Below are 25,418 nucleotides of genomic sequence, written 5' to 3'. Positions count from 1 at the left end.
AAAGTGCGGTCATTTTTGATGAATTTGTTGAGTTGGTCGATAAGCCGAGTTCTGTCGTGGACAATCATTCCTCTAGGCGACAAATTACTCTGCCGCTCAAGCAACCTACCCGAACTCTGGACGGGCCACCCATTGAGTTCCTATTTGGTCTTGCTACGAGTGGAGTTTACCTTGCTGCACGTTGTTACCAACGGCACGGTGTGCTCTTACCACACCCTTTCACCCTTACCGTTTTCACGGCGGTCTGCTCTCTGTTGCACTGGTCGTCGGCTCACGCCGCCCGGACGTTATCCGGCACTCTGCCCTTTGTAGCTCGGACTTTCCTCTCGTTTACTTGTCCCACTAGGTCGTGCGAACACGGTTAAGGGCTTCAATAAACCAGCGATTGTCTAACCAACTCGCGGCGTAGTATAGGGGGAATTCAAAGGGCGGTCAAATTTTCATTCTTATTTTTAATAACTTCCGTTAGAATAGCCCCATAAAACACGGTTATTTTCAACCGCACTTCTATCATAAGGATCTCCTATGAATTATTTACAAATCGCACGAGAAACGCTTTCTGTTGAAAGCCAAGCGCTCAAACAACTAAGCCAACGCTTGGATGATGAGTTTTCTCAAGTTGTGGATCTTATCCTTGCTTGCGAAGGCCGTTTGGTCATCGGTGGTATTGGTAAATCGGGGCTAATTGGCAAAAAAATGGTGGCGACTTTTGCCTCTACAGGAACACCAAGTTTCTTCCTGCACCCGACTGAAGCCTTTCATGGCGATTTAGGTATGTTAAAACCGATCGACATTGTGATGCTGATTTCTTATAGCGGTGAAACCGATGATGTAAATAAACTCATTCCAAGTTTGAAAAACTTTGGCAATAAAATTATTGCATTAACCAGCAATAAAAACTCAACGCTTGCTCGCCATGCGGATTATGTTTTAGATATCACTGTCGAACGCGAAGTCTGTCCAAACAACCTTGCACCAACCACTTCTGCGTTAGTGACTTTAGCCTTAGGCGACGCACTTGCAGTTTCATTAATTACAGCGCGTCATTTCCAACCGGCTGATTTTGCGAAATTCCATCCGGGTGGCAGCCTTGGCCGTCGTTTGTTATGCAAAGTAAAAGATCAAATGCAAACTCGATTACCGATTACCACACCAGATACCAGCTTCACTGATTGCTTAACTATTATGAATGAAGGTCGTATGGGTGTGGCATTAGTCATGGAAAACCAACAACTTAAAGGCATTATTACCGATGGTGATGTGCGCCGAGCATTAACAGCTAATGGTGCTGATACGCTTAATAAAACCGCGAAAGAATTGATGACCTCTTCACCGAAAACTATTCATGAAAATGAATTCTTAGCGAAAGCGGAAGACTTGATGAAAGAGAAGAAAATCCACTCTCTTGTTGTGGTCAATGATGAAAATAATGTTGTTGGTTTAGTGGAGTTCTCAAGCTAATGATTAACGAAAAATTAAAGAAAATTAAATTGGTCATCACCGATGTTGATGGCGTATTAACTGACGGACTACTCCATTATGATGCAAATGGCGAAGCCATTAAAAGCTTCCATGTGCGCGATGGACTTGGTGTCAAAATGTTGATGGATGCAGGTATTCAGGTAGCCGTATTATCGGGCAGAGATTCTGCGATTCTGCGTAAGCGAATTAATGATCTCGGAATTAAATTGTTCTTTTTAGGCAAACTTGAAAAAGAAAGCGCTTGTTTGGATCTCATGAAACAAGCAGGTGTTACCGCAGAACAAACTGCCTATATTGGTGATGACAGCGTCGATCTCCCTGCTTTTGCAACCTGTGGCCTTTCTTTTGCCGTTGCTGACTCTGCACCTTATGTGCAAAATGCTGTAGATTATGTGCTTGCCCTTGGTGGTGGTAAAGGGGCATTCCGTGAAATGTCCGATATGATTTTACATGCTCAGGGCAAAGATGAAGTCTATACTTCAGCCAAGGGCTTTTTAAAATCAGTCAAAAATATGGGGCAATAACACCTATAACACTATTCAAAATATCTAAAAACATAACCGCACTTTGATGATTCAAAAGTGCGGTTATTTCTTTTTATGTTTTATTGATTTGCCGGTAAAGCACCCGAATTCCAAGTTGGTGCTTCAGCTGGTTTCTTCACTTGCAACATAAAGCGCTGATTTGCCGTTGCTTGCGGTTGAACAATCGTACCCGATGGGGTCGAGAACGAAATGCCACCTTTCAACAATTGCTGTACGCTACCGGTATTAAATTCTGCGCCTTTCCAACCAAGGTTGAAATCATAACCTGATGAAACCCAGAACTCTGAATTTTTACGTACCAAATGTTGATATTTCGGTGTAATCGCAATATGTACCAACACACGATCACCTAAAGAATTCAATTCAAACTTACGCACGGTGCCCACTTCAACGCCTCGATAAAGCACAGGTGATCCTTCTGTTAAATTCATCGCATCACTGGTTTCCAAAATAAATGGCACGCCATTGCTGTATTTATTTCGAGGCTGTGCGGTTTGCGCTAAATTAAACTGTGTTTTTGATGGTCCATTGCCTAACTCAATATCAATGTAAGGCTGTAAAAGGCTATCTAAGTTTTCAATCCCACCCGCTGAAATTTGTGGGGAAATCACTTTAAATACGGTACCCTCTTTTGCAATCATCCCCATATAACTTGGGTTAATTAATGCTTTTGCTGTGATACGATTTGTTTTTTGATCAAGGGCAATCTGCTCAACTTCACCCACATTCATACCAAGATAACGCAAGCTCATTCCTTTACTTAAAGATGTTGCATCATCTGTGAGTAACGTAATCACTTGCCCCGCTGATTTTGCTCTTAGTTCACTTGGATAAAGTGTTTTATTTTTGCCTGAACCCGTATTATCAAAACTAATTGCGCCTTTTAATGATCGCGCAACCGGTGATGCCTGGATACTAATGCCTTTCGGCGTAATATCAATTTGTGCCGCACTTTCTACCCAGAATACACTTTTATCTGTAAGAAGATTTTGATAAGCCGGATAAATATACACATCAATATCAAAGTTATTGGCTTTCGGTCTTACGTTAATAATTTTACCCACTTCAAACTGACGATAAAGCACCACAGAACCTTTGCTAATACTTGGCAAATTAGTGGAATGTAGCACAATACTTGGATTCACTAAGTTACCCGTAATACCCGTTTCTGCACTACTGATATCTTTATAAAGTGGATAGCTTGAATGTGGAGCACCACTTCCTTTTTTAGGTAATACTCTCACCCCACCTTGCAACCATTTTGATGGTGTTGCAGATTCAAAACGTAAGCCATCAATACCAAAACTTACATCGAAATTAGAGGCAGCCACAAATTGAGTATTTTCATGAATAAGATTGCGATATTCTGCAGCTATTGCCGCTTCAAATTTCACACCATCAACATTTAAGTGCTGCTTCACAATTTGACCAATAGCAATATTGTTATAAAACACCGATTGTCCTTCAGCAATACCATAAGTTTCTGGTGCGGTTAAGGTTAAAATCAAAGTATTCGGTGCTTTGAGTAATAACTCATGTTCTCGAATCACATCAAATTGTGTTTTGCTTTCTCCGCTACCTGGAATAATTTCAAAATAATCTCCACGGAAGAATTTTTTCGGATTAGCCACATCACCCAAATCTAACTTACGATTTTTTAACACAATACGTGTATTCGTTTTTAAGAGGTTAGCTTGGTTTGGATCGATTAATAATGTGCCTTTTAAAATTTCTTCATTATTTTCGTCCGCACTTAAAGATGAAAGAAGCCCTACTTGCTCATCACCATAATAAACAGAGGTTTGCCCAGCATCTAAACCTGCAGTCACTGGAATAGTCACCTCAACTTCAATACCTCGTTTAGCCGCTTGCAAGTTAGAATAAAGTGTATAGTGGCTATTAGTCACAGCTTGCGGGCTATCTGGCGGTGAATCAAATGATACCGCACCTTGCACCACTGAATTTAAACTATCAATCTCTACATTCACACCTGATGCATTAATGTTAGCGTTGATACCACTGATATTCCAGAAGCGTGAATCTTTCTTCACAAAACGAGCAAAGGCTTTATCAATCACCACATCAATTTCAACTTTATTCTCTTTATTGAAGCGGTAATCATAAATTTTCCCGACCGGCATTTTTTTGAAGTAAACAGAAGCCCCTATCGAAATCGAACCTAAATCATCCGAAATTAAATGAATTAATAAATCGCCAGGATTTACTTGTGCAATAGGCCCTTGTTCTTCCGCAATAAATTCATCTTCTGAATCACCATCACCTGGTTGAAGCGTAATGTAATTTCCTGAAACTAAAGAGTCTAAACCTGAAATCCCCGCGAGTGATACGCTCGGTTGCACAAGCCAAAATTTAGTATTTTCCTTTAACACATCGGTGGCTTCAGAATGAATACTTGCCTCAACTTTCACTTTTTGCATATTGTCAGTAAAGTTAACCTTCTTCACAACGCCAATTTGCAAACCTTGATAGCGAATCGGTGTTTTATCTGCAACCAACCCTGCACCATTAGAAAATGTAATCGTAATCATCTTTCCTTGTTCTTGCACAATTTGGAAAAATAAAATCGCACCAATACATAATGCAATAAAAGGTAACAACCAAAATGGTGAGATGCGTTTATTCTTACGTAATAACGCTTCTACATTGTTATATTGCTCATCAATAGATTGAGATTCTGGTTTATTGTTTTCTGTCATAAATTTTCCAAATTAATCGACTATCAAACTGAGAAGTTGAAATCATAGTTAAAAACACTGCTGCACCGAAATAAAATGCAGCAGGGCCTACAGTAAAATTAATAATCTGTCCACGTGTTACTAGAGACATCATCAAGGCTAACACAAAAAGATCCAGCATTGACCAACGTCCTACAAAGTGTACGATATGTAATAGCCGCATCTGCCATTTAATTGAATGTCGCCATTTAAAATGCACGCTTGCCAGTAAATACAACATAATGAGGATTTTGCTTACTGGCACAAAAATACTGGCGAAGAATACCACGAAAGCAACAAAATAGCTGCCCATGCTTATAAATGACATCACGCCCGACATCAAGGTATCTTGTGACAAACTTCCTGTTAAATAAACGCCAGAGATTGGGAGCAAGTTTGCCGGGAAAAGCATGATAATCCCTGCCACTAATGTCGCCCAAACGCGTTGTAATTTTACACTCTCTGGTATTTCAATAAGCGATGCACAACGTGGACAAATTGCTCGATGACGGTGATCGTATTCTTGATCTTCTTTTAAAAAAGTGTAATCGCAGGCTGTACAAAGTTCTAAAGGTTTATCGCTTTTGGTAACTGGTTTCTGATCGGGATAAAAATCATGCCACAAGTCATCTAAATTAATTTTAATGAATAATAACGTGGTTAAAAGTGCAGTAAAAACAAAAGCAATTAAATACACATCTACTTCTAATGTGGCATATTCACGCACTTTAAACATGGTGACACCCAGTGCAACTAAATATACGTCAAACATGACCCAAGGCTTAATATATCCCACAAATAATAAGACATTACGAGGCTTAATTTTGAGTAATTTAGAAAGCTGCAACATAATGACTAAAATCGCAAAAGATACAGGCATTAAAACAGCACAGATAAAAATCATAAATGCAGTATAGGAATATCCCTCCACTGCCATTTTCCAAATTCCTTTCCAAACAGAAGCATCAATTTTAGTACCCAGCAAATCTAAGCTCAATAATGGATAACCTAAAGCAAATGGCATTAAAATTAAGATAGAAAGGGCGATTAATGAACAACGTTTAAGTGACCAACGACTTCCTGATTGCAATTTATGATGGCAACGCGGACATTGCGCGTGCTCCCCTTCTTGCGGACGACAAACAGACACCGTTGCATCGCATCCTATGCAACGCACGAGTTTATAAGTGGCATGAGTAAAATCAGGTGTTTTTGTCATTATGTTTTCAGAAATTATAAAAGTGGACTATTTTAGCCTGAATTAAGGGAATTTGTGAAGTTATTCATTAGAGTTAGAAACGGAATTATTCTGTCCAACCATTGTCAATCCTTATAAAAGTGCGGTAAACTGTGCAAGTTTTTATTTTTTTATCCTAGGAAAACTCAGAAATGACAGATTCTCAAGTTGAAGCCCAAGTTGAAAATAATGCTGAAGGCGTTCAAAAATTAACTGATACAAAAGCGATCATTGCATATCTTGTGGAAAAATTCCCACTTTGCTTTATTGCAGAAGGTGAAGCTAAACCATTAAAAATTGGTCTTTTCCAAGATCTTGCTGAAGCATTAAAAGATGATGAACGTGTCAGCAAAACTCAATTACGTCAGGCTTTACGTCAATACACCTCCAACTGGCGCTATTTACACGGCTGCCGAGAAGGTGCTGAGCGTGTGGATTTATACGGCAATCCTGCTGGTATATTAGATGCAGAACACGTTTCTCATGCCGCTCAGCAATTAGCTGAAGCAAAAGCAAAATTTGCAGAAAAACGCAAAGCAGAATTAGCAGCGAAAAAAGCACAACAAAAACGACCTGCTCGTAAACCCAATGCAAATCAAGCAACTCGCAAACCAAAAGCCCCACAAGTAAAACTAAGTGCGGTTGATTTCACAACACTTTCTGCAGGTAGCAAAGTGAAAGTGAAAGTAGCAGAACAAGCGAAAAATGCGACCGTATTAAATGTGGAAAAAGATGGCGCACGCGTAGAACTTGAGAATGGTTTAGTGATGACTGTCACCGCAGATCGTTTATTTGCCTAATAATTTATTTCTTATCGGGAAAGGTTAAATGAAATTACATACAACCAAAAGTCTTATTGCTACAGCAATTTTAGGTGCGTTATTTCTTCATTCGTCTGACACATTTGCAGTGCAGCCGAAATTAAAGCAAAGCGATATTACGATTCCTTCCGCAACTGACGCAAACCAGTTAGCAACAAAGCGTGCAACGACACGTTTAACACAATCACATTATCGTAAATTCCAGCTTGATGACGCCTTTTCCGAAAAGATTTTTGATCGTTATATTAAAAGCTTAGATTACAGCCATAACACCTTTTTACAATCAGATATTGATGATTTACGTGCTAAATATGGTTCTAAATTAGATGATCAACTTAATGAGGGCGATCTTTCAGCTGCATTTGCGATTTACGATCTGATGATGAAACGTCGCTATGAACGTTATGCTTATGCGTTATCTTTATTAGATCAAGAACCTGATTTAAAAGGTAATGATCAAATTGAGATCGACCGTGAAAAAGCACCTTTTCCTACAAGCGAAGAAGAAGTAAACAAGCTTTGGGAACAACGTGTCAAAAATGATGTAATCAGTCTGAAGTTAAAAGATAAAAAATGGCCTGAAATTAAAGAAAAACTGACTAAACGTTATAATTTAGCCATTCGTCGATTAACTCAAACCAAAGCGGATGACATTGTTCAGATTTATATTAATGCCTTTGCTCGAGAAATCGATCCGCATACAAGCTATCTTGCGCCGCGTACTGCAAAAAGCTTCAATGAAAGTATGAATCTTTCCTTAGAAGGAATTGGTGCAACATTACAATCGGAAGATGACGAAACCAGCATCAAGTCTTTAGTGCCAGGTGCACCGGCTGAACGCAGTAAAAAATTACAAGCGGGCGATAAAATCATTGGTGTTGGCCAAGAAAAAGGCGAAATCGAAGATATTATCGGTTGGCGTTTAGAAGATATCGTTGACAAAATCAAAGGTAAAAAAGGGACAAAAGTTCGTCTTGAAATTGAACCTGCAAAAGGTGGAAAAAGCCGTATTGTGACCCTAGTTCGCGATAAAGTACGTATCGAAGACCAAGCAGCCAAACTCACCGTTTCTAAAGTAGAAGAGGAAACGGTTGGGGTCATTAAAATTCCAAGTTTCTATATTGGCTTAACTGATGATGTGAAAAAATTATTAGTAGATGCTGAGAAGAAAAAAATTGGCGCTTTAATTGTGGATCTTCGTGAAAATGGCGGCGGTGCGTTAACGGAAGCCGTTGCATTGAGTGGTTTATTCATCACTGATGGTCCAGTAGTACAAGTTCGTGATGCTTATCAACGCATTCGTGTACACGAAGATGACGACAATGCTCAGCAATATAAAGGGCCATTGCTGGTAATGATTAATCGTTTCAGTGCGTCTGCTTCTGAAATTTTTGCTGCCGCAATGCAAGATTACAATCGTGGTATCATTATTGGGCAAAATACCTTTGGTAAAGGTACAGTACAACAAAGTCGTTCATTAAACTTTGTTTATGATTTAGACCAAACACCACTTGGCGTGCTGCAATATACTATCCAAAAATTCTATCGAATTAATGGTGGTTCAACCCAATTAAAAGGTGTATCAGCAGATATTAATTTCCCTGAAATTATTGATGCAAAAGAAATTGGGGAAGAAAAAGAAGATAACGCATTACCTTGGGATAAAATTCCACCGGCGACTTATTCTGAAACCAACAAAGCGCGTAAAGATGTTGAACCATTAAATGAAAAACATCTTGAGCGTATTGCAAAAGATCCTGAGTTTATTGCTTTAAATGAAGATCTTAAAATTCGTGATGAACGTCGTGAGCGCAAATTCTTATCATTGAATTTCCAAGAGCGCAAAGCGGAAAATGATAAAGATGATGCGAGACGTTTAAAAGATTTAAATGATCGTTTTAAACGTGAAGGTAAAAAAGCATTAAAAGATATTGATGATTTACCAAAAGACTATGAAGCGCCAGATTTCTTCTTAAAAGAAGCGGAAAAAATGGCAGCTGATTTAGTGAAACTCAATGCTAATCAACAAAAAGTGGATGCTGAAATAAAACAAGAAGCGGCAAAAGCAACAAAATAACGATTATTTTGACCGCACTTTAGCAGATAAAAAAACTGAAGTGCGGTTATTTTTATGAATATTTTTAAAGGTATAGTAATGTTAAAAGGAACAATGAAATTAAGCACATTAGTCTTATCATTATCAATGATGACGTCAGGTTGTGCGTTAGCAGACTGGGCAAAAACAGTTGGGCAACCTCAACAAGCCGAAAATAAAGGCGTTGATATGTCTAAATTAAGCCCTGAAGAGCGTGCAAAACTTGAAGCGGAAATCAAAGAAGACCAAGCTCGCCTAGCAGCTGAAAAGCAAACCATGCTAGAGATGTCATTAACTCATGAAATTGGCGAACAAAATCTGCAGTTCAAACCAATTTTGGCAAAATTATATGCCGATAATAAATATGACTTAATGTGGAAAGACAAGGCTGCGGAAAAACAATTCCTACGTGAATATGCGGCCATGGTTGCGTCTGGTATTTCTAAACGTTCGGCGCAATCATTAATCAATTTACATAACGCTGAAAAAACTGGCGGCCTCACCTATGATGTATTGTTAAGTGATGCTTTCCTTGATTACTTGTATTACAGCAAGAACGTAAATCAACAAGCACAACGTTGGTTATATGCAACGAATGCTTATAAACCAGAATTACCAAATCAAGAAATTATTGACCAATGGCAAAGTGCGGTTAAAAACAATGCGGTTTCTGACTTTGTGAATGGATTATCCAACCATAACCGTTTATACCGTGAAACTGTACAATCACTCCCGTCAATGATTTCACCTTCAGGTATTTCTGCGATAGGTAAAAAACTCGCTCTCAATGCTCAGCGTTTACGTATTATTCCTGATTTTGAAAATGGGATTTTCGTTAATATTCCAAGCTATCAATTGAAATATTATCGTGATGGTAAAGTTCTTCTAGAATCACGCGTCATTGTGGGTAAAAATGAACGCCGTACGCCAGTGATGTACAGCCGTTTGAGTAACGTGGTGGTGAATCCACCTTGGAATGCCCCTACACGTTTAATCAATGAGGATATTTTACCGAAATTAAAACGTGACCCAAGCTATGCTACTGCCCACAACTACTCTATTTTAGATAGTAACGGCAACACCATTAATCCTCATTCTATTAATTGGAGTAGTATTGGTAATAAATTCCCATACCGAATTCGTCAAGCTGCGGGAGATAGTGCATTAGGTAACTATAAATTTAATATGCCAAGCTCTGATGCGATTTATCTTCACGACACCCCAAATCATAGCTTATTTAGCAAAAAAGATCGTGCATTAAGCTCTGGTTGTGTGCGTGTAGAGAAATCAGATCAACTTGCCTCTATCTTGTTAAAAGAAGCTGGCTGGTCAGAAGATAAAAAACGTAATGCTTTAGCGAGTAAAAAAACGGTATCGGCTAACATTCGTACAAATGACCCTGTATTCTTATATTATGTAACTGCATGGGTAGAAAACGGTCAAACACACGTTTTACCAGACATTTATAAATACGATGATGCAGCAAGCTTTAGCGACATTGATTGGGCGGTTGTAAAAAAATATCTTTAAAAATGGTTTACACTAGGGAACTTTTTAATACAAAAATTGTCTAGTGTGAAGGATAGGTAATAAAAGAGACTATAAAATGGGTAATATTGACAAAAATCGTCGCAAATGGCTTTCGTTAGGCGGCATTGTTTTAGGTGCAAGCATGATGCCAACTTCGGTATTAGCCATGGTCTCTACACCCAAACCTCGCATTCTCAGCTTTTATAATGTCAACACAAATGAACGATTAAGTGGTGAATTCTCTGCAACCACAGGGTTTACTCGTTCACTACTTGGTAAACTTGATTATTTTATGAGAGATCGCCGTACAGACCAAGTGCGTCGTATGGATCCCAATCTCTTCATGAAGTTTTATCATTTACAAAGTGATTTGGGCTTACGTACTGCACAAATTGATGTGATTTGTGGCTATCGTAGTGCGGCAACAAATGCTATGCGTCATCGCCAAAGCCGAGGTGTAGCAAGTAATAGCTATCATATCAAAGGCCAGGCTATCGATTTTAGAATCCCCGGTGTGTCTTTAGCAAGATTACGCCAAGCAGCTGAAAATCTAGAGAACGGTGGTGTGGGATATTATCCTTACAGTAATTTTATTCACGTGGATACCGGCCCTGTAAGAACATGGCGTGGTGCATAAAAAACAGTTTAATTTTAGACCGCACTTTAGTGCGGTTTTTTGTTATAAATAATAAGGAAAAAAGATGAATATTGAAATTATTCCAGTTACAGCCTTTCAGCAAAATTGCTCTCTTATTTGGGATGATGAAAAAAATGCGGCAATTATCGATCCTGGTGGCAATGCGGAAAATCTTATTCAACGCATTGAGGAATTAGAATTAAACCTAAAAGCAGTCTTATTAACACATGGCCATCTTGATCATGTGGGTGCCGCTGAAGCAATTCGTGATCATTTTAACATTGAAATCTGGGGCTCACAGGAAGAAGATCGCTTTCTGTTTGAAAGTCTACCACAACAATCTCAACAATTTGGTTTACCTTATATTTCCGCATTTACGCCGGATCGCTGGTTTAATCAAGAAGGCGAAAAAATTCAAATTGGCGCATTTACCTTTGAAATTCTTCATCTTCCTGGCCATACACCTGGCCACATTGGTTTTATTGAGCATGAAAAAAATATTGCTTTTACTGGCGATGTACTTTTCCAAAACAGTATTGGTCGTACAGACTTCCCTCGTGGGGATTTCGATACATTAATCTCATCAATCAAAAATAAATTATTTACATTAAATGATGATATGGTTGTTATTGCAGGACATGGTCCTTACACAACTATTGGACAAGAAAAACGAAGCAACCCGTTTTTGAAGTAAAGATCTGAATTTTGGGTAAAAAAAAGCTCCTAATTTCTTAGGAGCACCAAAAAGGAATTTATGAATAAAATCTCTAAAGTTTAGCTTTATCAAAGGAATCTCGATAAAACACTGACGATTATATTGACACTTTCTGACAAATGCAAGCTTTTTCTTTACACAGATTTACAATTCTTTACAGTTTGCTATTTTTATAATCACTTCGACGGCTTTTTCCATCCCTTCGAGGGTAACTAATTCATGCTTGCTATGGAAATTATAGCCACCAGTAAAGATATTTGGGCAAGCCAATCCTTTTTCTGCTAAAAATGCCCCATCCGTTCCACCGCGTATTGGTTTATGATTTGGAGTAATACCGCAAGCTTTCATTGCTGCATCAGCAAGTTTAATCGCCTGTGGAACATTTTTGACAGTGTCATACATATTTTTGTAACTGTCTTCAATGACACATTCCACGGGCTCTTTCAGGCTTTTATCTCTATTAAATTTTTCTACAAGTTGATAAATAAATGCCTTACGTTGCTCAAAATTAGCTTGGTCAAAATCTCGAATGAGATAATGTAATTCAACTTTCTCAATATCCCCCTTAAAATCCTCTAAATGGAAAAAACCTTCTTTTCCTGATGTTTTTTCGGGAACATCATCTTTTGGAAAACCTTGTTGAAACTCACAAGCTAAGGTAAGCGCATTCACCAATTTATTTTTAGCATACCCTGGATGAATACCTCGTCCCTTAAAGGTTATTTTTGCCGTTGCTGCATTAAAATTCTCATACTCGAGCTCGCCCACTTCTCCTCCATCGATGGTATATGCCCAATCACAAGGGAAATCCTCCAATGGGAAATAATGCATTCCTAAACCAATTTCTTCATCAGGCGTAAATGCAACCCGAATATTACAATGTAGTATATTTTCCCGTTGCAAGACAGAAAGTGCGGTCATAATTTCTGCGATTCCGGCCTTATTATCTGCACCAAGTAAAGTGGTTCCATCTGTCACAATCAAGGTTTTGCCAATAAGCTGATGTAAAAATGGATAATACACAGGGCTAATAAACTCTTCCCCTAAACCTAATGCAATATCTCCTCCCCGATAATTTTCGATCACTTCAGGTTGAACATTTTTACCGCTGCATTGAGGGGAGGTATCTAGGTGGGAAATAAAACCTATGGTTTGTGTTAACTCGGGATGATTTGAGGGTAAATAAGCCGTCACGACGGCATGCTTAGTCACATTGACATCTTGTAAACCAAGTTCAATCAATTCTTTCTGCAAATGCAAAGCCAACTTCATTTGCCCTGCTGAACTTGGTGAATGTTTTGCAGAAGATTTAGATTGCGTATCAAACGCGACATACGTTAAAAATCGCTCTAATAATTTATTATTATCTTGTTCTTCCATTTTGAAATTCTCCTTTGTTTTGCTGCTAGTCTAATCCCAAAAATCCTTGCAGTTCTTGATATATAACAAGAAAGTGAAGAGTTATAAAATTTTCTGAAAAAAGTGCGGTCAATATTTCAATAAAATTTTTCCTAAAAACGCGATTAAATCCTTTTCATCATTAACAATTCGCTATATCATATCCGTTCAATTTTATGTCGCCCCTGCATCATTTTTGCAGGTTCATTTCTACTCAGTACCGATTAAATTGGTGAAATTAGGGAGAAAACCAAAGCTAGTGGAAAATCTGGTTCAAAAGCCTATTATTGAGCTTCGTTCAATCAAAAAATCCTATGGTTCTAACACAATTATTAATGATTTTAATCTAACCATTAATAATGGTGAATTCGTCACAATTCTTGGCCCATCAGGCTGTGGTAAAACGACAGTATTGCGTTTATTAGCGGGTTTAGAAGAGTTAGATGAAGGTCATATTATTTTGGACGGTGAAGATATTACTAATGTTCCGGCAGAAAAACGCCACATTAACACCGTGTTCCAAAGTTATGCATTATTCCCGCATATGACTATTTTTGATAACGTGGCTTTTGGTTTGCGTATGCAAAAAGTGGCAGAAAGCGAAATTAAACCTCGCGTTCTGGATGCATTGCGTATGGTGCAATTAGAAGAAATGGCCGACCGTAAACCTGCTCAACTTTCTGGTGGTCAGCAACAACGTATCGCGATTGCTCGTGCTGTTGTGAATAAGCCAAAAGTGTTGCTACTTGATGAATCTTTATCTGCGCTGGATTATAAGTTGCGTAAACAAATGCAAAATGAACTTAAACAATTACAGCGTCAACTTGGCATTACCTTTATTTTCGTTACTCACGATCAAGAAGAAGCGATCACCATGTCTGACCGTATCGTCTTGTTACGTAAAGGTAAAATTGCACAAGATGGTTCACCACGTGAAATCTATGAAGATCCAGCCAACCTATTCGTCGCTCGCTTCATTGGTGAAATCAACGTATTTGATGCAACTGTGATTGAACGTAAATCTGACGATGAGCTACTTGCCAACGTAGAAGGTCGTGTATGTGATATTCACACCAGTATCTCTGCTGAAAAAGGTCAAAAACTACAAGTTTTATTACGTCCTGAAGATATTGTGATTGAAGAGCTTGACGAAAATGAGCACTCAAATGCCATTATTGGTCGCATTGTGGATCGTACCTATAAAGGGATGACACTTGAGTCTACGGTCGAATTTGATCACAACGGTAAACGCGTATTAGTGAGCGAATTCTTTAACGAAGATGACCCACATATGGATCACAGCGTTGGTCAACGTGTAGGTATTACATGGCACGAAGGTTGGGAGGTTGTACTCAACGATGAAGATAATCAATAATAAATTTCAGAAAATTACTGTTGCAATTATCTTCAGTTGGTTAATCTTCTTTGTGCTAATTCCAAACTTATTGGTTTTAACCGTAAGTTTTTTAACCCGAGATGGTAGCGACTTTTATGCTTTGCCATTTACTTTAGATAACTACACTAACCTGTTTAATCCGCTTTATGCACAGGTTGTGTGGAATTCATTGTATATGTCTGGCATCGCGACGATTATTTGCTTACTCATTGGCTATCCATTTGCCTTTATGATCAGCAAAATTAATCCAAAATATCGTCCATTTTTATTATTCCTCGTGGTATTGCCATTCTGGACAAACTCACTTATTCGTATCTATGGAATGAAAGTCTTCCTTGGTGTGAAAGGTGTGCTAAATACCATGTTAATGGATATGGGCATTTTGAGTGAGCCTATTCGTATTTTAAATACCGAAGTAGCTGTAATCATTGGTTTAGTGTATCTCCTTTTACCATTTATGATTCTACCGCTCTACTCTGCTATTGAAAAATTAGATGGACGTTTATTAGAAGCGGCAAGAGATTTAGGCGCGAATGCGGTTCAACGTTTCTTCCGTGTGATTTTGCCATTAACCATGCCAGGTATCGTAGCGGGTTGTTTATTAGTATTACTACCTGCAATGGGTATGTTCTACGTAGCGGACTTACTGGGTGGTGCGAAAGTATTATTAGTTGGTAACGTGATTAAGAGTGAATTCTTAATTTCTCGTAACTGGCCATTTGGTTCTGCAATCAGTATTGGCTTAACCATCTTAATGGCATTATTGATTTTCGTTTACTATCGTGCAAATAAATTATTGAATAAGAAAGTGGAGTTAGAATAATGAGTCGTTTACTACGTAATATTTTTATGTTTGTGGTATACGCTTATTTGTATATCCCAATTATTATCTTGGTAACTAACTCCTTTAACGAAGACCGTTATGGTTTAAGTTGGAAAGGCTTTAGTTGGAACTGGTATGAACGTTTATTTAATAATGATACCTTAATCCAAGCTGCGTTCCACTCTGTCACTATTGCTTTCTTTGCAGCAACCTTAGCAACTATTGTGGGTGGTTTAACCGCGATTGCACTTTATCGCTATCGTTTCTGTGGTAAACAAGCAGTAAGCGGTATGTTATTTATCGTCATGATGTCACCTGATATCGTTATGGCGGTGTCTCTACTTGCCTTATTCATGGTTGTAGGGATTTCGTTAGGTTTCTGGTCATTATTATTGGCGCACGTAACGTTCTGTTTACCTTATGTTACCGTGACGATTTTCTCTCGCTTAAATGGCTTTGATGCAAGAATGCTTGAAGCGGCGAAAGATTTAGGTGCTAGCGAAGTCACTATTTTGCGTAAAATTATCCTACCACTTGCCTTACCTGCAGTGGTATCAGGTTGGTTATTAAGCTTTACTATTTCATTAGATGATGTTGTTGTATCCTCTTTCGTAAGTGGTGTTAGCTATGAAATCCTACCGTTGCGTATCTTCTCACTTGTAAAAACAGGTGTAACACCAGAAGTAAACGCGTTAGCAACGATTATGATTGTGCTTTCATTAGGATTAGTCATTTTAAGTCAATTAATTACACGCAAAAATAATCATTAAACATTGATATAAAAAGGTTTCACAAATCTTTTAAGATCAAATAAAATACGCCTTGACGCACAATCAAGGCGTTTTTTATACCTGCAGTAATGCAGGTGGTTTTTTACCCCCTCTTTTACGGAGAACAAAGAAAAATGAAAAAATTTGCAGGTTTGCTTACTGCCGGTTTAGTTGCCGCTACATTAACTGCTTGTAACGACAAAGAAGCCAAGTCTGATGCAACAAAAGCACAGGCTCCAGCAAATGATACTGTGTACTTATATACTTGGACTGAATATGTACCAGATGGTCTTTTAGATGACTTCACAAAAGAAACTGGTATCAAAGTTATCGTAGCAAGTCTCGAATCTAATGAGACTATGTATGCCAAAATGAAAACCCAAGGTGATGCAGGCGGTTATGATGTGATTGCACCATCTAACTACTTCGTATCTAAAATGGCACGAGAAGGCATGCTACAAGAATTAGATCACAGTAAATTACCTGTTATCAAAGAATTAGACCCTGATTGGCTCAACAAACCTTATGACAAAGGCAATAAATACTCGCTTCCTCAGTTGTTAGGTGCGCCAGGTATTGCATTTAATACCAATACCTATAAAGGTTCTGACTTCACTTCCTGGGGCGATTTCTGGAAACCTGAATATGCAAACAAAATCCAATTATTGGATGATGCGCGTGAAGTATTCAATATTGCGTTATTAAAAATTGGTCAAGATCCAAACACCAAAGATCCAGCAATTATCAAGCAAGCTTATGAAGAGTTATTGAAATTACGTCCAAACGTACTTTCTTTCAATTCTGATAACCCTGCAAACTCTTTCATCTCTGGTGAAGTAGAATTAGGTCAGTTATGGAATGGTTCTGTACGTATCGCGAAAAAAGAACAAGCGCCATTAAATATGGTGTTCCCAAAAGAAGGCCCTGTTCTTTGGGTTGATACTTTAGCGATTCCTAAAACTTCTAAAAATCCAGATGGAGCACACAAGTTAATTAACTACTTATTAGGTGCAAAAGCAGCGGAAAAATTGACTTTAGCGATCGGTTACCCAACAGCTAACCTTGAAGCGAAAAAAGTACTTCCAAAAGAAATCACTGAAGATCCATCTATTTATCCAACAGCTGAAATTCTTCAAAAAAGCCACTGGCAAGATGATGTAGGTGATGCGATTCAATATTACGAACAGTATTACCAAGAGTTAAAAGCAGCAAAATAATGCGTTTTTAAGTGATAACAAAAAGTGCGGCCAAATTTAGCCGCACTTTTTTATATTTACCGTTTGAGAAGAAACTATTTATAGCGTTTTTTTGATGCGTTTTTATCTTGCTCTTGTAAACGGTCAAGCTTTTCTTTAATTTGAATTTCCATACCACGATTAGTTGGGAAATAATACTGAGTATCTTTCAGTTCTGGTGGGAAGTAATTTTCTCCAGCAGCATAAGCGTTAGGTTCATCATGTGCATAACGATATTCAGCTCCATAACCTAATTCTTTCATTAAAGCCGTTGGCGCATTACGTAAATGAGGTGGCACATCGAAATCAGGAAACTCTTTTGCATGTTGTTTGGCTGCATTAAATGCGTTGTAAACGGCATTACTCTTCGGTGCTACGGCTAAATAAATAATAGCTTGAGCAATAGCTCGCTCTCCTTCATAAGCGCCAACTCTCGTAAAACAATCCCAAGCCGCTAGAGCCACTTGCATTGCTCGAGGATCCGCATTACCCACATCTTCTGAAGCTATCGCTAATAAACGTCGTGCAACATAGAGAGGATCGCCGCCTGCAGTGATAATTCGCGCATACCAGTAAAGTGCCGCATCTGCTGCTGAGCCTCGAATAGACTTATGCAAAGCAGAAATCAAATCATAAAAACGATCGCCTTGTTTATCAAAACGTGCTTGTCGTTCACCTAATACTTCTTTCAACAAAGTGCGGTCTAATTTTTTACCATTTTCAGCTTCAGAAGCCATGTCCACCATCAATTCAAGGCAGTTTAAAGCCAGGCGAGCATCACCATTCACATATTCGGCTAATACCTGTAGTAAATTTTCTTCTAAAACTAACCGCTCTTTACCTAATCCTCGCTCCGGATCAGAAATCGCCTGTTTTAGAACTTGTTCGATTTCAGCAATTGTCAATGACTTAAGGAGATAAACTCTCGCACGAGAAAGCAATGCATTATTTAATTCAAAGGAAGGATTTTCCGTTGTCGCACCAATAAAAATAATCGTGCCATCTTCAATATGGGGTAAAAATGCATCTTGTTGGCTTTTGTTAAAGCGATGCACTTCATCCACAAATAAAATCGTTTGGCGATCTGCAAGTCGATTTTGTTTCGCGCGCTCAATTGATTCTCGAATTTCTTTTACGCCACTTGTTACAGCCGAAATTCGTTCAACTTCCGCATTGATACGATTAGCAATAATTTCCGCCAGTGTCGTTTTACCTGTACCTGGCGGTCCCCACAGAATCATAGAATGAACATGCCCTGCTTGAATTGCTTTACGAAGCGGCTTTCCTTCCCCAATTAAATGTGTCTGCCCATAATATTGTTCCAAATTTGTTGGACGCATACGGGCAGCTAAAGGGCGAAAGTCATTTTCAGCAAAATCAAAATCCAGATTAGACATATTCTTTCCTTAATAAGCAAAAGGTGTGAAGATTATCATTCACACCTTATGGATTATTTTTTACCTTTGCGTTGGTCATCCAATTCCACGCCTTTCGGTACGCTAAATTGGAATAAGCTATCAGCTAAGGTTTGATTTGTAATGTTACGCAATACGTAAAGATTGGTTTGACCATCTTTTTCTGTGGTACTGAAATTTTTTAACACACCATTTGCATCTACGCGAATATCAAATTGTTTAATATTGCTATTTTTCGCTTTTGGCTTTAACACAAAGGTATCCACATTCTGCGTCACTGAATACTGATTCCAGTGACTTTTATCGTTACTGGTTAAAAGCACGAAAGGGGTATTATTTACTGCATCCTTCACCCATTGAGCTGTCACTTGTTGCACAAATGGATCGTAATACCAAAGGGTTTTACCATCTGCAATAATTTGTGTTTCTTGCGGTGATTTGGTATCCATACGGAAAAGATTTGGACGTTTAATTTGAAGTTTCCCACTTCCTTGTTGAACGTTTTTACCACCAGCAGAAGTCACGGTTTGCGAGAAATCAGCACTTAATACCGTTACTTGATTTAAGCGATTTTGCAGCTCATCTGCAGCATCAGCAAAAGCAAAGTTACTTGCGCTTAAAAGTGCAGTAAGTGCGGTCATTTTTAATAATGTTTTTTTCATTCTACTTTCCTTTTTGTAAAGTGAAACTTAAGAGAATTAATATTCGGAACGTCGAGCTAAAATTTCTCGTTTTCCATTTTTCATTGGGCCTAAAATACCTTGCTCTTCGAGCTGATCCATAATTCTAGCCGCTCGGTTAAACCCAACACTAAATTTACGTTGAACATAAGAAGTCGAGGTATTGCCTGTGCTTAAGACAAACTCAACGACGTCATCAAATAATGCATCAAGATCGCCACTGCTTGCCGTTGATTTCTCACCTGAGTCTTCATCATCCGCGCCGTCTAAAATGCCATCGATATAATTTGGTTTACCACGTGCACGCCAATCATCTGCTACACGGGCCACCTCATCATCACTCATAAAGGCACCATGTACCCGAACAAGATCCGAAGAACCTTGACCTGAATATAACATGTCACCTCGGCCCAATAAGGCTTCTGCACCGCCTTGATCCAGAATCGTTCTAGAGTCAATTTTACTTGCCACAGTAAAGGCAATACGGCTTGGAATATTAGCTTTAATTAATCCGGTAATCACATCTACTGATGGACGTTGTGTGGCTAAAATCAGGTGAATACCAATCGCACGGGCTTTTTGTGCTAAGCGAGCGATTAACTCTTCAATCTGTTTACCTGCAACCATCATTAAGTCTGCAAACTCATCAACGATCACAACAATATAACTCAATTTTTCTAATGGAGGCGGCATCTTATCCATTGTATCGCCAGGTTTCCAAATTGGGTTTGGAATTGGCATATTGAGTTTTTCATATTCTTCAATTTTTTCGTTATACCCTTCAATGTTACGCACACGTAAAGCTGACAATAATTGATAACGACGTTCCATTTCATCTACGCACCAACGCAGTGCATTCGCCGCTTTTTTCATATCCGTCACCACAGGAGTAAGCAAGTGCGGGATATCGTTATAAATAGAAAGCTCAACCACTTTTGGGTCAATCATAATAAATTTTACTTCATCCGGTGTCACACGGAAAAGCAAACTTAAAATCATGGTATTCACACCAACAGATTTACCAGAGCCTGTTGAACCCGCAACAAGTAAGTGAGGCATTTTAGCCAAATCAACCACAACGGGTTTTCCGCTAATATCTTTCCCCAAAGCCATTGAAAGCAATGATGTTGAGGAACGGAATTCATTACTATCGAGCACATCACGCAATGGCACTATTTGACGGTGTGCATTTGGCGTTTCAATACCAATATAAGGTTTGCCAGGAATCACTTCTGCTACACGGATCGCGCGGAACATCAACGCACGTGCTAAATCGGTATCAATGCTTGTTACTTTTGATGCTTTTACACCTGGCTGTAATTCAAGTTCATAGCGAGTCACCACTGGGCCAACTAACACATCTTGTACCGTTGCTTTGACATTAAAATTCTTTAATTGTTGTTCTATGCGTGCGGATGTGTCTAAAATTTCTTCACGCGTAATGTCTTGAGCCTGCGTTGGGCGATGCTCAAGTAAATCTAAACTTGGTAATGGTGTCGTTGGTTTTTCACGTTTATTCGTTGGTTGTTGGAATGCGGGATGAATAAGCGTATCAGAATACGGCTTATAGGTTGTTTCAGTTGCATTCTCAATATGAATTTCACGCGCTTTAACTGGTGAAGCTGTCGACTCATTCAAGATCACTTTTAATGCATCTTCAGCATTTGAGGCTTTTGCACGCACTTCCATTTCTTGCATACGAGCTTGCTCTTGCGCAGCAAACTGACGAGCTAATTCATCTTCTAAACCATCATTTTCTGATTCTAAAGATTCATCATAAGTTGGATAAAGTGCGGTCGTATTTTCAGGTGTTTTTAGTGACACTTTTGGTATGACATTTTCTTCAAAAATATCATCTGAATCATCCACACTTTGAGGATTCAATTGTGTATTTTTCCATGTTGCTGAAAAATCTTCTTTTGTTGGTAATTCAACGGAAGAAGAGGCAGAAATAGACACATTCGGTAAATTGTCTGATTCAACCGTGAAACCTTTAAACTTATCTTCTAATTTTTCAACATCTGCAGGCTCTGAGGCACTCGGTGAGGATAGTCCGCTGATATTAATTAGCTGCTCAGGCTTAACAAAGGTATTCTCAGTCGCCTCCTCTTTTTCATTTTCTGTAGATTCTGTTTCCAATTGAGAATCAGAAAAAGCAAGTTGTTGAGGAGCCTCAATCACAATTTGTTCAAGATCATCTACAGAAGTATGCTCTGCATGCTCCTCTTCTGCCGGCTGATTTTTCATGGTTAGCCAATGGTAGAATTTCACAATTAAACGAATTAATGATGCACCAGAACAGAAAATAAAGCCCACTACCGCACAGATAAAGCCGACTAAAATACAGCCAAACTTGCCGAGTGTAGGATATAAGTTCACTACTAAACTGCCACCAAACACGCCGCCAGCTAAATAGTAGTTCGTATTTGAAAGCAACAATGTGGACATCATGGTTAAGCCCACGATGAGAGCAATAAAGCCAAAGGAACGTAATGCAATGCGGGTGGCCGAGAGAGAATGAACCGCTTTGGTTTTCAGTAAATAAATCGGTACGATAAAAATGACAAATGGAATGAGATGACCGACATAGCCGAGAAAAACAAAAAATGCATCAATTAACCAGGCACCAAAAGCACCGGCTTTATTGATGGTTTCAGTTTGAAAACTTGCTGTAGACCAAGAGTTATCTAATGGTGTATAGCTTGACCATGCCACGATTAAATATAAACCTAAAAGTGCGGTCAATCCGAGTAATAATTCTGCTAAATATTGTTTCGGTGTAAATCGTTTTGTAATTTGTTTAATCATTTTTATTTTAGTACGAGATAATTAGTTTGTTTCACTTCTTCCATGACGACATAAGTTCGGGTGTCATTCACACCGGGTAAGCGCAATAATGTGGTACCTAATAATTTTCGATATGCCGCCATATCTGCTACACGTGTTTTGAGTAAATAATCGAAATCACCTGATACCAAATGACATTCGAGAATTTCATCAAGCGCTTGAATCGCAGCATTAAACTCTTCGAAAACATCCGGTTTACCACGCACAAGCGTGATTTCAACGATCACCAATAAAGGTGCATCCAGTAATTCAGGATTTAGTAGTGCACGATAGCCCATAATCACACCTTGTTTCTCTAGGCGTTTTACCCTTTCTAAACAAGGCGTTGGCGATAACCCCACTTTCTTTGATAAATCGATATTAGAGATTTTACCGTTGCGTTGTAATTCATTTAAGATTTTGATATCAATGCTATCCAACGCTTTATTTAATTTCTTTTCCATAACCTTTCCTTATGTACGGCGCATATTCTATCTAATTTATCAAAAACTTTCAGTAATCAGACAACAATAGGACAACGTTTTTTAGAAATTATCCAAAATGGCAAGTGCATCAGCGAGTTTTTTCACCGTAAAAACTTCCATATTCTCAACCGCACTTTTCGGCTTATTGGCAAAAGGGACGATCGCACGTTTAAAACCATGCTTTGCGGCTTCACTAATACGTTCTTGACCACTGGTCACCGGGCGAATTTCACCCGCTAACCCGACTTCCCCAAAGACAACTAAATCTTGTGGTAATGGGCGATTACGGAAACTGGAAATTAATGCAAGTAATAACGCAAGATCTACGCCTGTTTCCCCGACTTTTACCCCACCAACGACATTCACAAAAACATCTTGATCCGACATTTGTAATCCACCATGACGATGTAATACCGCAAGCAATAAGGCTAGACGATTTTGTTCTAGCCCTACCGCCACACGGCGTGGATTAGCGAGCATGGAATGATCCACCAACGCTTGAATTTCCACCAAAAGCGGACGCGTTCCTTCCCACAGTACCATCACGGAACTACCTGGTGTTTGCTCATCTCCCCGGCTTAAGAAAATCGCCGATGGATTTTTCACCTCACGCAAACCTTGCTCTGTCATACCAAATACACCCAGCTCATTCACCGCACCAAAACGGTTTTTATGACTACGTAACGTACGGAAACGGGAATCAGCCTCCCCTTCTAGCAATAATGAACAGTCAATGGCATGTTCCAATACTTTCGGACCTGCAAGGGTGCCATCTTTCGTAACATGTCCAACCATAATGATCGCGACCTGTCGGGTTTTCGCATAACGAGTCAGAAAAGAGGCGCATTCACGCACTTGTGCCACGCTTCCTGGAGAAGATTGAATATCCGAAAGATGCATAACTTGGATCGAATCCACCACAATAATTTGAGGTTTTAACTGATCTGCTAAATTACAAATTTGCTCAACCGATGTTTCAGATAGCATATTTAATTTATCAGTTGGCAGATTTAAGCGATTAGCTCGCATGGCCACTTGTTGAAGCGACTCTTCCCCTGTTACATAAAGTGCGGTCATATTTTTTGCTAATCCACACATCACTTGAAGTAACAAGGTACTTTTCCCCGCACCAGGATGCCCACCAATTAAAATGGCACTCCCCGGTACGATCCCGCCGCCTAACACGCGATCTAATTCTTTAAATCCACTGGTGAAACGCGGTGTCTCTTGCAAGCTAATTTCAGAAAGTGTTTGGATTTTTGCACGGGTTTCTCCTGCATAACCACTGAAACGATCATTTTTTATGGAATTTGAGGCTGAAATTAACCGCACTTCACTGATCGTATTCCATGCTTTACAGGCAGAACATTGCCCTTGCCAGCGTGAAAATTCAGCGCCACAATCATTACATACATAAGCGGTTTTAGGAGCTTTTGCCATTTTTATTATCCTTTAGAGAACCCGTTTTACGCCATCAACATCATTAAGCCAAGCATTCTTTCAAAATACGCACGACTCTTTAATAACGCTTTTAACTTCTCAATGGTTTGAAAATTATCTTTTGTTTCGCTATGAAAGGTAATCAAGCCTTTTATTTCATTAAGGAAAAATTGATTACTAGCTAATAACTCAGCTGATCGATTTTCTTCCAGTTTTTCAAACAGAGCTTTATTGTCATCATAATAATGATAAAGATTGAAAAATGCGCCGACACGTTCAACGGTCTTCATAAAATCGAAAGCAAACACATCTGTTGGGAATGAAAGCGTTTCTTCAATTAATTGTTGTTCCATTTTCATAACCGCACTCAATTTCTGGCGAGAATCTACCGCACTTCCCTCTCTTTCCTCTTTTAAGAAATCACGCCATTTGTTTAGCCAATCAATTAAAAGTGGTTTGCTACCTAATTGATAGCCTCGTTTTGCTTTACTTGCTGAACTAAAATACACATCCTGTTCAAAAGGTAAAAGTGAGACAAAATAGAAAAGATCTGAAACAAGCCCTTCTTTTAATTCAAATTCAATTTCACAAATAGGCTGTGTTTTCTCTCCTGACGAAATCTTCCCCTGATCAAAAGCCACTTCAATTTTTGATGCACCAAACGCAACCAACCAAAAAGTGCGGTTAAAATCTGTTGAGAAAATTGGCTGTAATGCTGCGGAAGGCAAATTTTCAAATGGATACAACGACGTTAATTGTGCCGATGTAGGTACTGAATCATCAGGTATAGATAAATTATATTCTGGACGGCTATGCAATCCGCCAACCACTTTTCCGTCTGTTTTTAAGGTGAGTGTGAAATCACTATTTTCCTGACGGACACGCAATCCCATTTTTTGTTTAGCTAAAAAATGATCGGGATAATCGAAATAGGTATTTCCTAGGAAGACAGTATTTTGTTCTAAAATATTGAATTGATTAAGATGTGTTTTTAGGGTATCGAAAGCATCAGGGGTAACTGCAAGCTTTAATTCAACTTCATTACTCATTTTATTTTTCCTTATCAATTTTAACTGTTTAAATATACAGATAATTTTATACAAATCAAGATCTTTTTCGTGTATTTCCCTATAAAATCAGGTAATATGCAACG

At 38.8% G+C, this 25,418-nt stretch carries 20 protein-coding genes and 1 other RNA gene; 11 read left to right on the top strand and 10 right to left on the bottom strand.

The window, feature by feature from the left end:
• Positions 1-24: 24 nt before the first annotated feature.
• Positions 25-401, bottom strand: an RNA gene (gene rnpB, locus PARA_RS10195) — RNase P RNA component class A.
• A 124-nt stretch (positions 402-525) separates the two neighbouring features.
• On the opposite strand from rnpB, the gene PARA_RS07270 reads away from it, so the two are divergent.
• Entirely contained in the window at positions 526-1,461 is a 936-nt protein-coding gene (locus PARA_RS07270; protein ID WP_014065190.1) for a KpsF/GutQ family sugar isomerase, read from the top strand.
• Positions 1,461-2,006, top strand: coding sequence for a KdsC family phosphatase (locus PARA_RS07265; protein WP_014065189.1), 546 nt, complete (start codon positions 1,461-1,463; stop codon positions 2,004-2,006). Before PARA_RS07270 ends, PARA_RS07265 begins: the two co-directional genes overlap by 1 nt.
• 80 nt (positions 2,007-2,086) lie before the next feature.
• On the opposite strand, the gene PARA_RS07260 is transcribed toward PARA_RS07265, so the two are convergent.
• Together PARA_RS07260 and PARA_RS07255 are read right to left on the bottom strand one after the other, a co-directional pair.
• Positions 2,087-4,744, bottom strand: coding sequence for a PqiB family protein (locus tag PARA_RS07260; RefSeq protein WP_014065188.1), 2,658 nt, complete (start codon positions 4,742-4,744; stop codon positions 2,087-2,089).
• Entirely contained in the window at positions 4,728-5,981 is a 1,254-nt protein-coding gene (locus tag PARA_RS07255; protein WP_014065187.1) for a PqiA/YebS family transporter subunit, read from the bottom strand. Before PARA_RS07255 ends, PARA_RS07260 begins: the two co-directional genes overlap by 17 nt.
• A gap of 170 nt (positions 5,982-6,151) precedes the next feature.
• Between PARA_RS07255 and proQ the strand changes: the two genes are divergently transcribed.
• The 5 genes from proQ (at position 6,152) to PARA_RS07230 (ending at position 11,776) form a co-directional block, all read left to right on the top strand.
• The gene (proQ, locus tag PARA_RS07250) at positions 6,152-6,799 is read left to right on the top strand and encodes an RNA chaperone ProQ (RefSeq protein ID WP_014065186.1); all 648 of its coding nucleotides are present in this window, start codon (positions 6,152-6,154) and stop codon (positions 6,797-6,799) included.
• A gap of 28 nt (positions 6,800-6,827) precedes the next feature.
• The gene (gene prc / locus PARA_RS07245) at positions 6,828-8,897 is read left to right on the top strand and encodes a carboxy terminal-processing peptidase (RefSeq protein WP_014065185.1); all 2,070 of its coding nucleotides are present in this window, start codon (positions 6,828-6,830) and stop codon (positions 8,895-8,897) included.
• A 78-nt stretch (positions 8,898-8,975) separates the two neighbouring features.
• Positions 8,976-10,445, top strand: a complete 1,470-nt coding sequence (locus PARA_RS07240; RefSeq protein ID WP_014065184.1) for a L,D-transpeptidase family protein — start codon at positions 8,976-8,978, stop codon at positions 10,443-10,445.
• 76 nt (positions 10,446-10,521) lie between these two features.
• Complete coding sequence (locus PARA_RS07235; RefSeq protein WP_014065183.1) at positions 10,522-11,082, top strand: YcbK family protein; 561 nt, start codon at positions 10,522-10,524, stop codon at positions 11,080-11,082.
• A gap of 64 nt (positions 11,083-11,146) precedes the next feature.
• Positions 11,147-11,776 carry an MBL fold metallo-hydrolase gene (locus PARA_RS07230; protein WP_014065182.1) on the top strand — a complete coding sequence of 210 codons (630 nt, stop codon included), beginning with the start codon at positions 11,147-11,149 and terminating at the stop codon, positions 11,774-11,776.
• A 165-nt stretch (positions 11,777-11,941) separates the two neighbouring features.
• Here PARA_RS07230 and pepT read toward each other — a convergent pair whose 3' ends face one another.
• Positions 11,942-13,177: a peptidase T gene (gene pepT / locus PARA_RS07225; RefSeq protein WP_014065181.1), complete on the bottom strand. Its 1,236-nt coding sequence runs from the start codon at positions 13,175-13,177 to the stop codon at positions 11,942-11,944.
• Between the two features lie 277 nt (positions 13,178-13,454).
• Here pepT and potA point away from each other — a divergent pair, with 277 nt between their 5' ends.
• The 4 genes from potA (at position 13,455) to PARA_RS07205 (ending at position 17,401) form a co-directional block, all read left to right on the top strand.
• A complete protein-coding gene (potA, locus tag PARA_RS07220) occupies positions 13,455-14,570 on the top strand; it encodes a spermidine/putrescine ABC transporter ATP-binding protein PotA (RefSeq protein ID WP_014065180.1) in 1,116 nt (371 codons plus the stop codon).
• The gene (gene potB / locus PARA_RS07215) at positions 14,554-15,414 is read left to right on the top strand and encodes a spermidine/putrescine ABC transporter permease PotB (RefSeq protein WP_014065179.1); all 861 of its coding nucleotides are present in this window, start codon (positions 14,554-14,556) and stop codon (positions 15,412-15,414) included. Before potA ends, potB begins: the two co-directional genes overlap by 17 nt.
• On the top strand, positions 15,414-16,184 hold the full coding sequence (gene potC / locus PARA_RS07210) for a spermidine/putrescine ABC transporter permease PotC (RefSeq protein WP_014065178.1): 771 nt from the start codon (positions 15,414-15,416) through the stop codon (positions 16,182-16,184). The genes potB and potC overlap by 1 nt, the downstream gene beginning before the upstream one ends.
• Before the next feature lie 134 nt (positions 16,185-16,318).
• Positions 16,319-17,401: an extracellular solute-binding protein gene (locus PARA_RS07205; protein WP_014065177.1), complete on the top strand. Its 1,083-nt coding sequence runs from the start codon at positions 16,319-16,321 to the stop codon at positions 17,399-17,401.
• 74 nt (positions 17,402-17,475) lie between these two features.
• On the opposite strand, the gene PARA_RS07200 is transcribed toward PARA_RS07205, so the two are convergent.
• From PARA_RS07200 to PARA_RS07175, 6 genes are all read right to left on the bottom strand, one after another.
• Positions 17,476-18,816: a replication-associated recombination protein A gene (locus PARA_RS07200; RefSeq protein ID WP_014065176.1), complete on the bottom strand. Its 1,341-nt coding sequence runs from the start codon at positions 18,814-18,816 to the stop codon at positions 17,476-17,478.
• A gap of 53 nt (positions 18,817-18,869) precedes the next feature.
• Positions 18,870-19,496 carry an outer membrane lipoprotein chaperone LolA gene (lolA, locus tag PARA_RS07195; protein WP_005695829.1) on the bottom strand — a complete coding sequence of 209 codons (627 nt, stop codon included), beginning with the start codon at positions 19,494-19,496 and terminating at the stop codon, positions 18,870-18,872.
• A gap of 36 nt (positions 19,497-19,532) precedes the next feature.
• Positions 19,533-22,322 (bottom strand): DNA translocase FtsK, encoded by a 2,790-nt coding sequence (locus tag PARA_RS07190; protein WP_014065175.1) that lies wholly within the window; start codon positions 22,320-22,322, stop codon positions 19,533-19,535.
• 2 nt (positions 22,323-22,324) lie between these two features.
• Complete coding sequence (gene lrp, locus PARA_RS07185; protein WP_005695827.1) at positions 22,325-22,804, bottom strand: leucine-responsive transcriptional regulator Lrp; 480 nt, start codon at positions 22,802-22,804, stop codon at positions 22,325-22,327.
• 81 nt (positions 22,805-22,885) lie between these two features.
• Positions 22,886-24,265: a DNA repair protein RadA gene (radA, locus tag PARA_RS07180; protein WP_014065174.1), complete on the bottom strand. Its 1,380-nt coding sequence runs from the start codon at positions 24,263-24,265 to the stop codon at positions 22,886-22,888.
• A gap of 26 nt (positions 24,266-24,291) precedes the next feature.
• On the bottom strand, positions 24,292-25,314 hold the full coding sequence (locus PARA_RS07175) for an inorganic triphosphatase (protein ID WP_014065173.1): 1,023 nt from the start codon (positions 25,312-25,314) through the stop codon (positions 24,292-24,294).
• Positions 25,315-25,418: the final 104 nt, after the last annotated feature.

It is taken from the genome of Haemophilus parainfluenzae T3T1 (assembly GCF_000210895.1).
GTDB lineage: Bacteria > Pseudomonadota > Gammaproteobacteria > Enterobacterales > Pasteurellaceae > Haemophilus_D > Haemophilus_D parainfluenzae_A.
The sequence above is the reverse complement of the archived record's forward strand: the minus strand, read 5'-3'. Positions and strand labels throughout refer to the sequence as shown.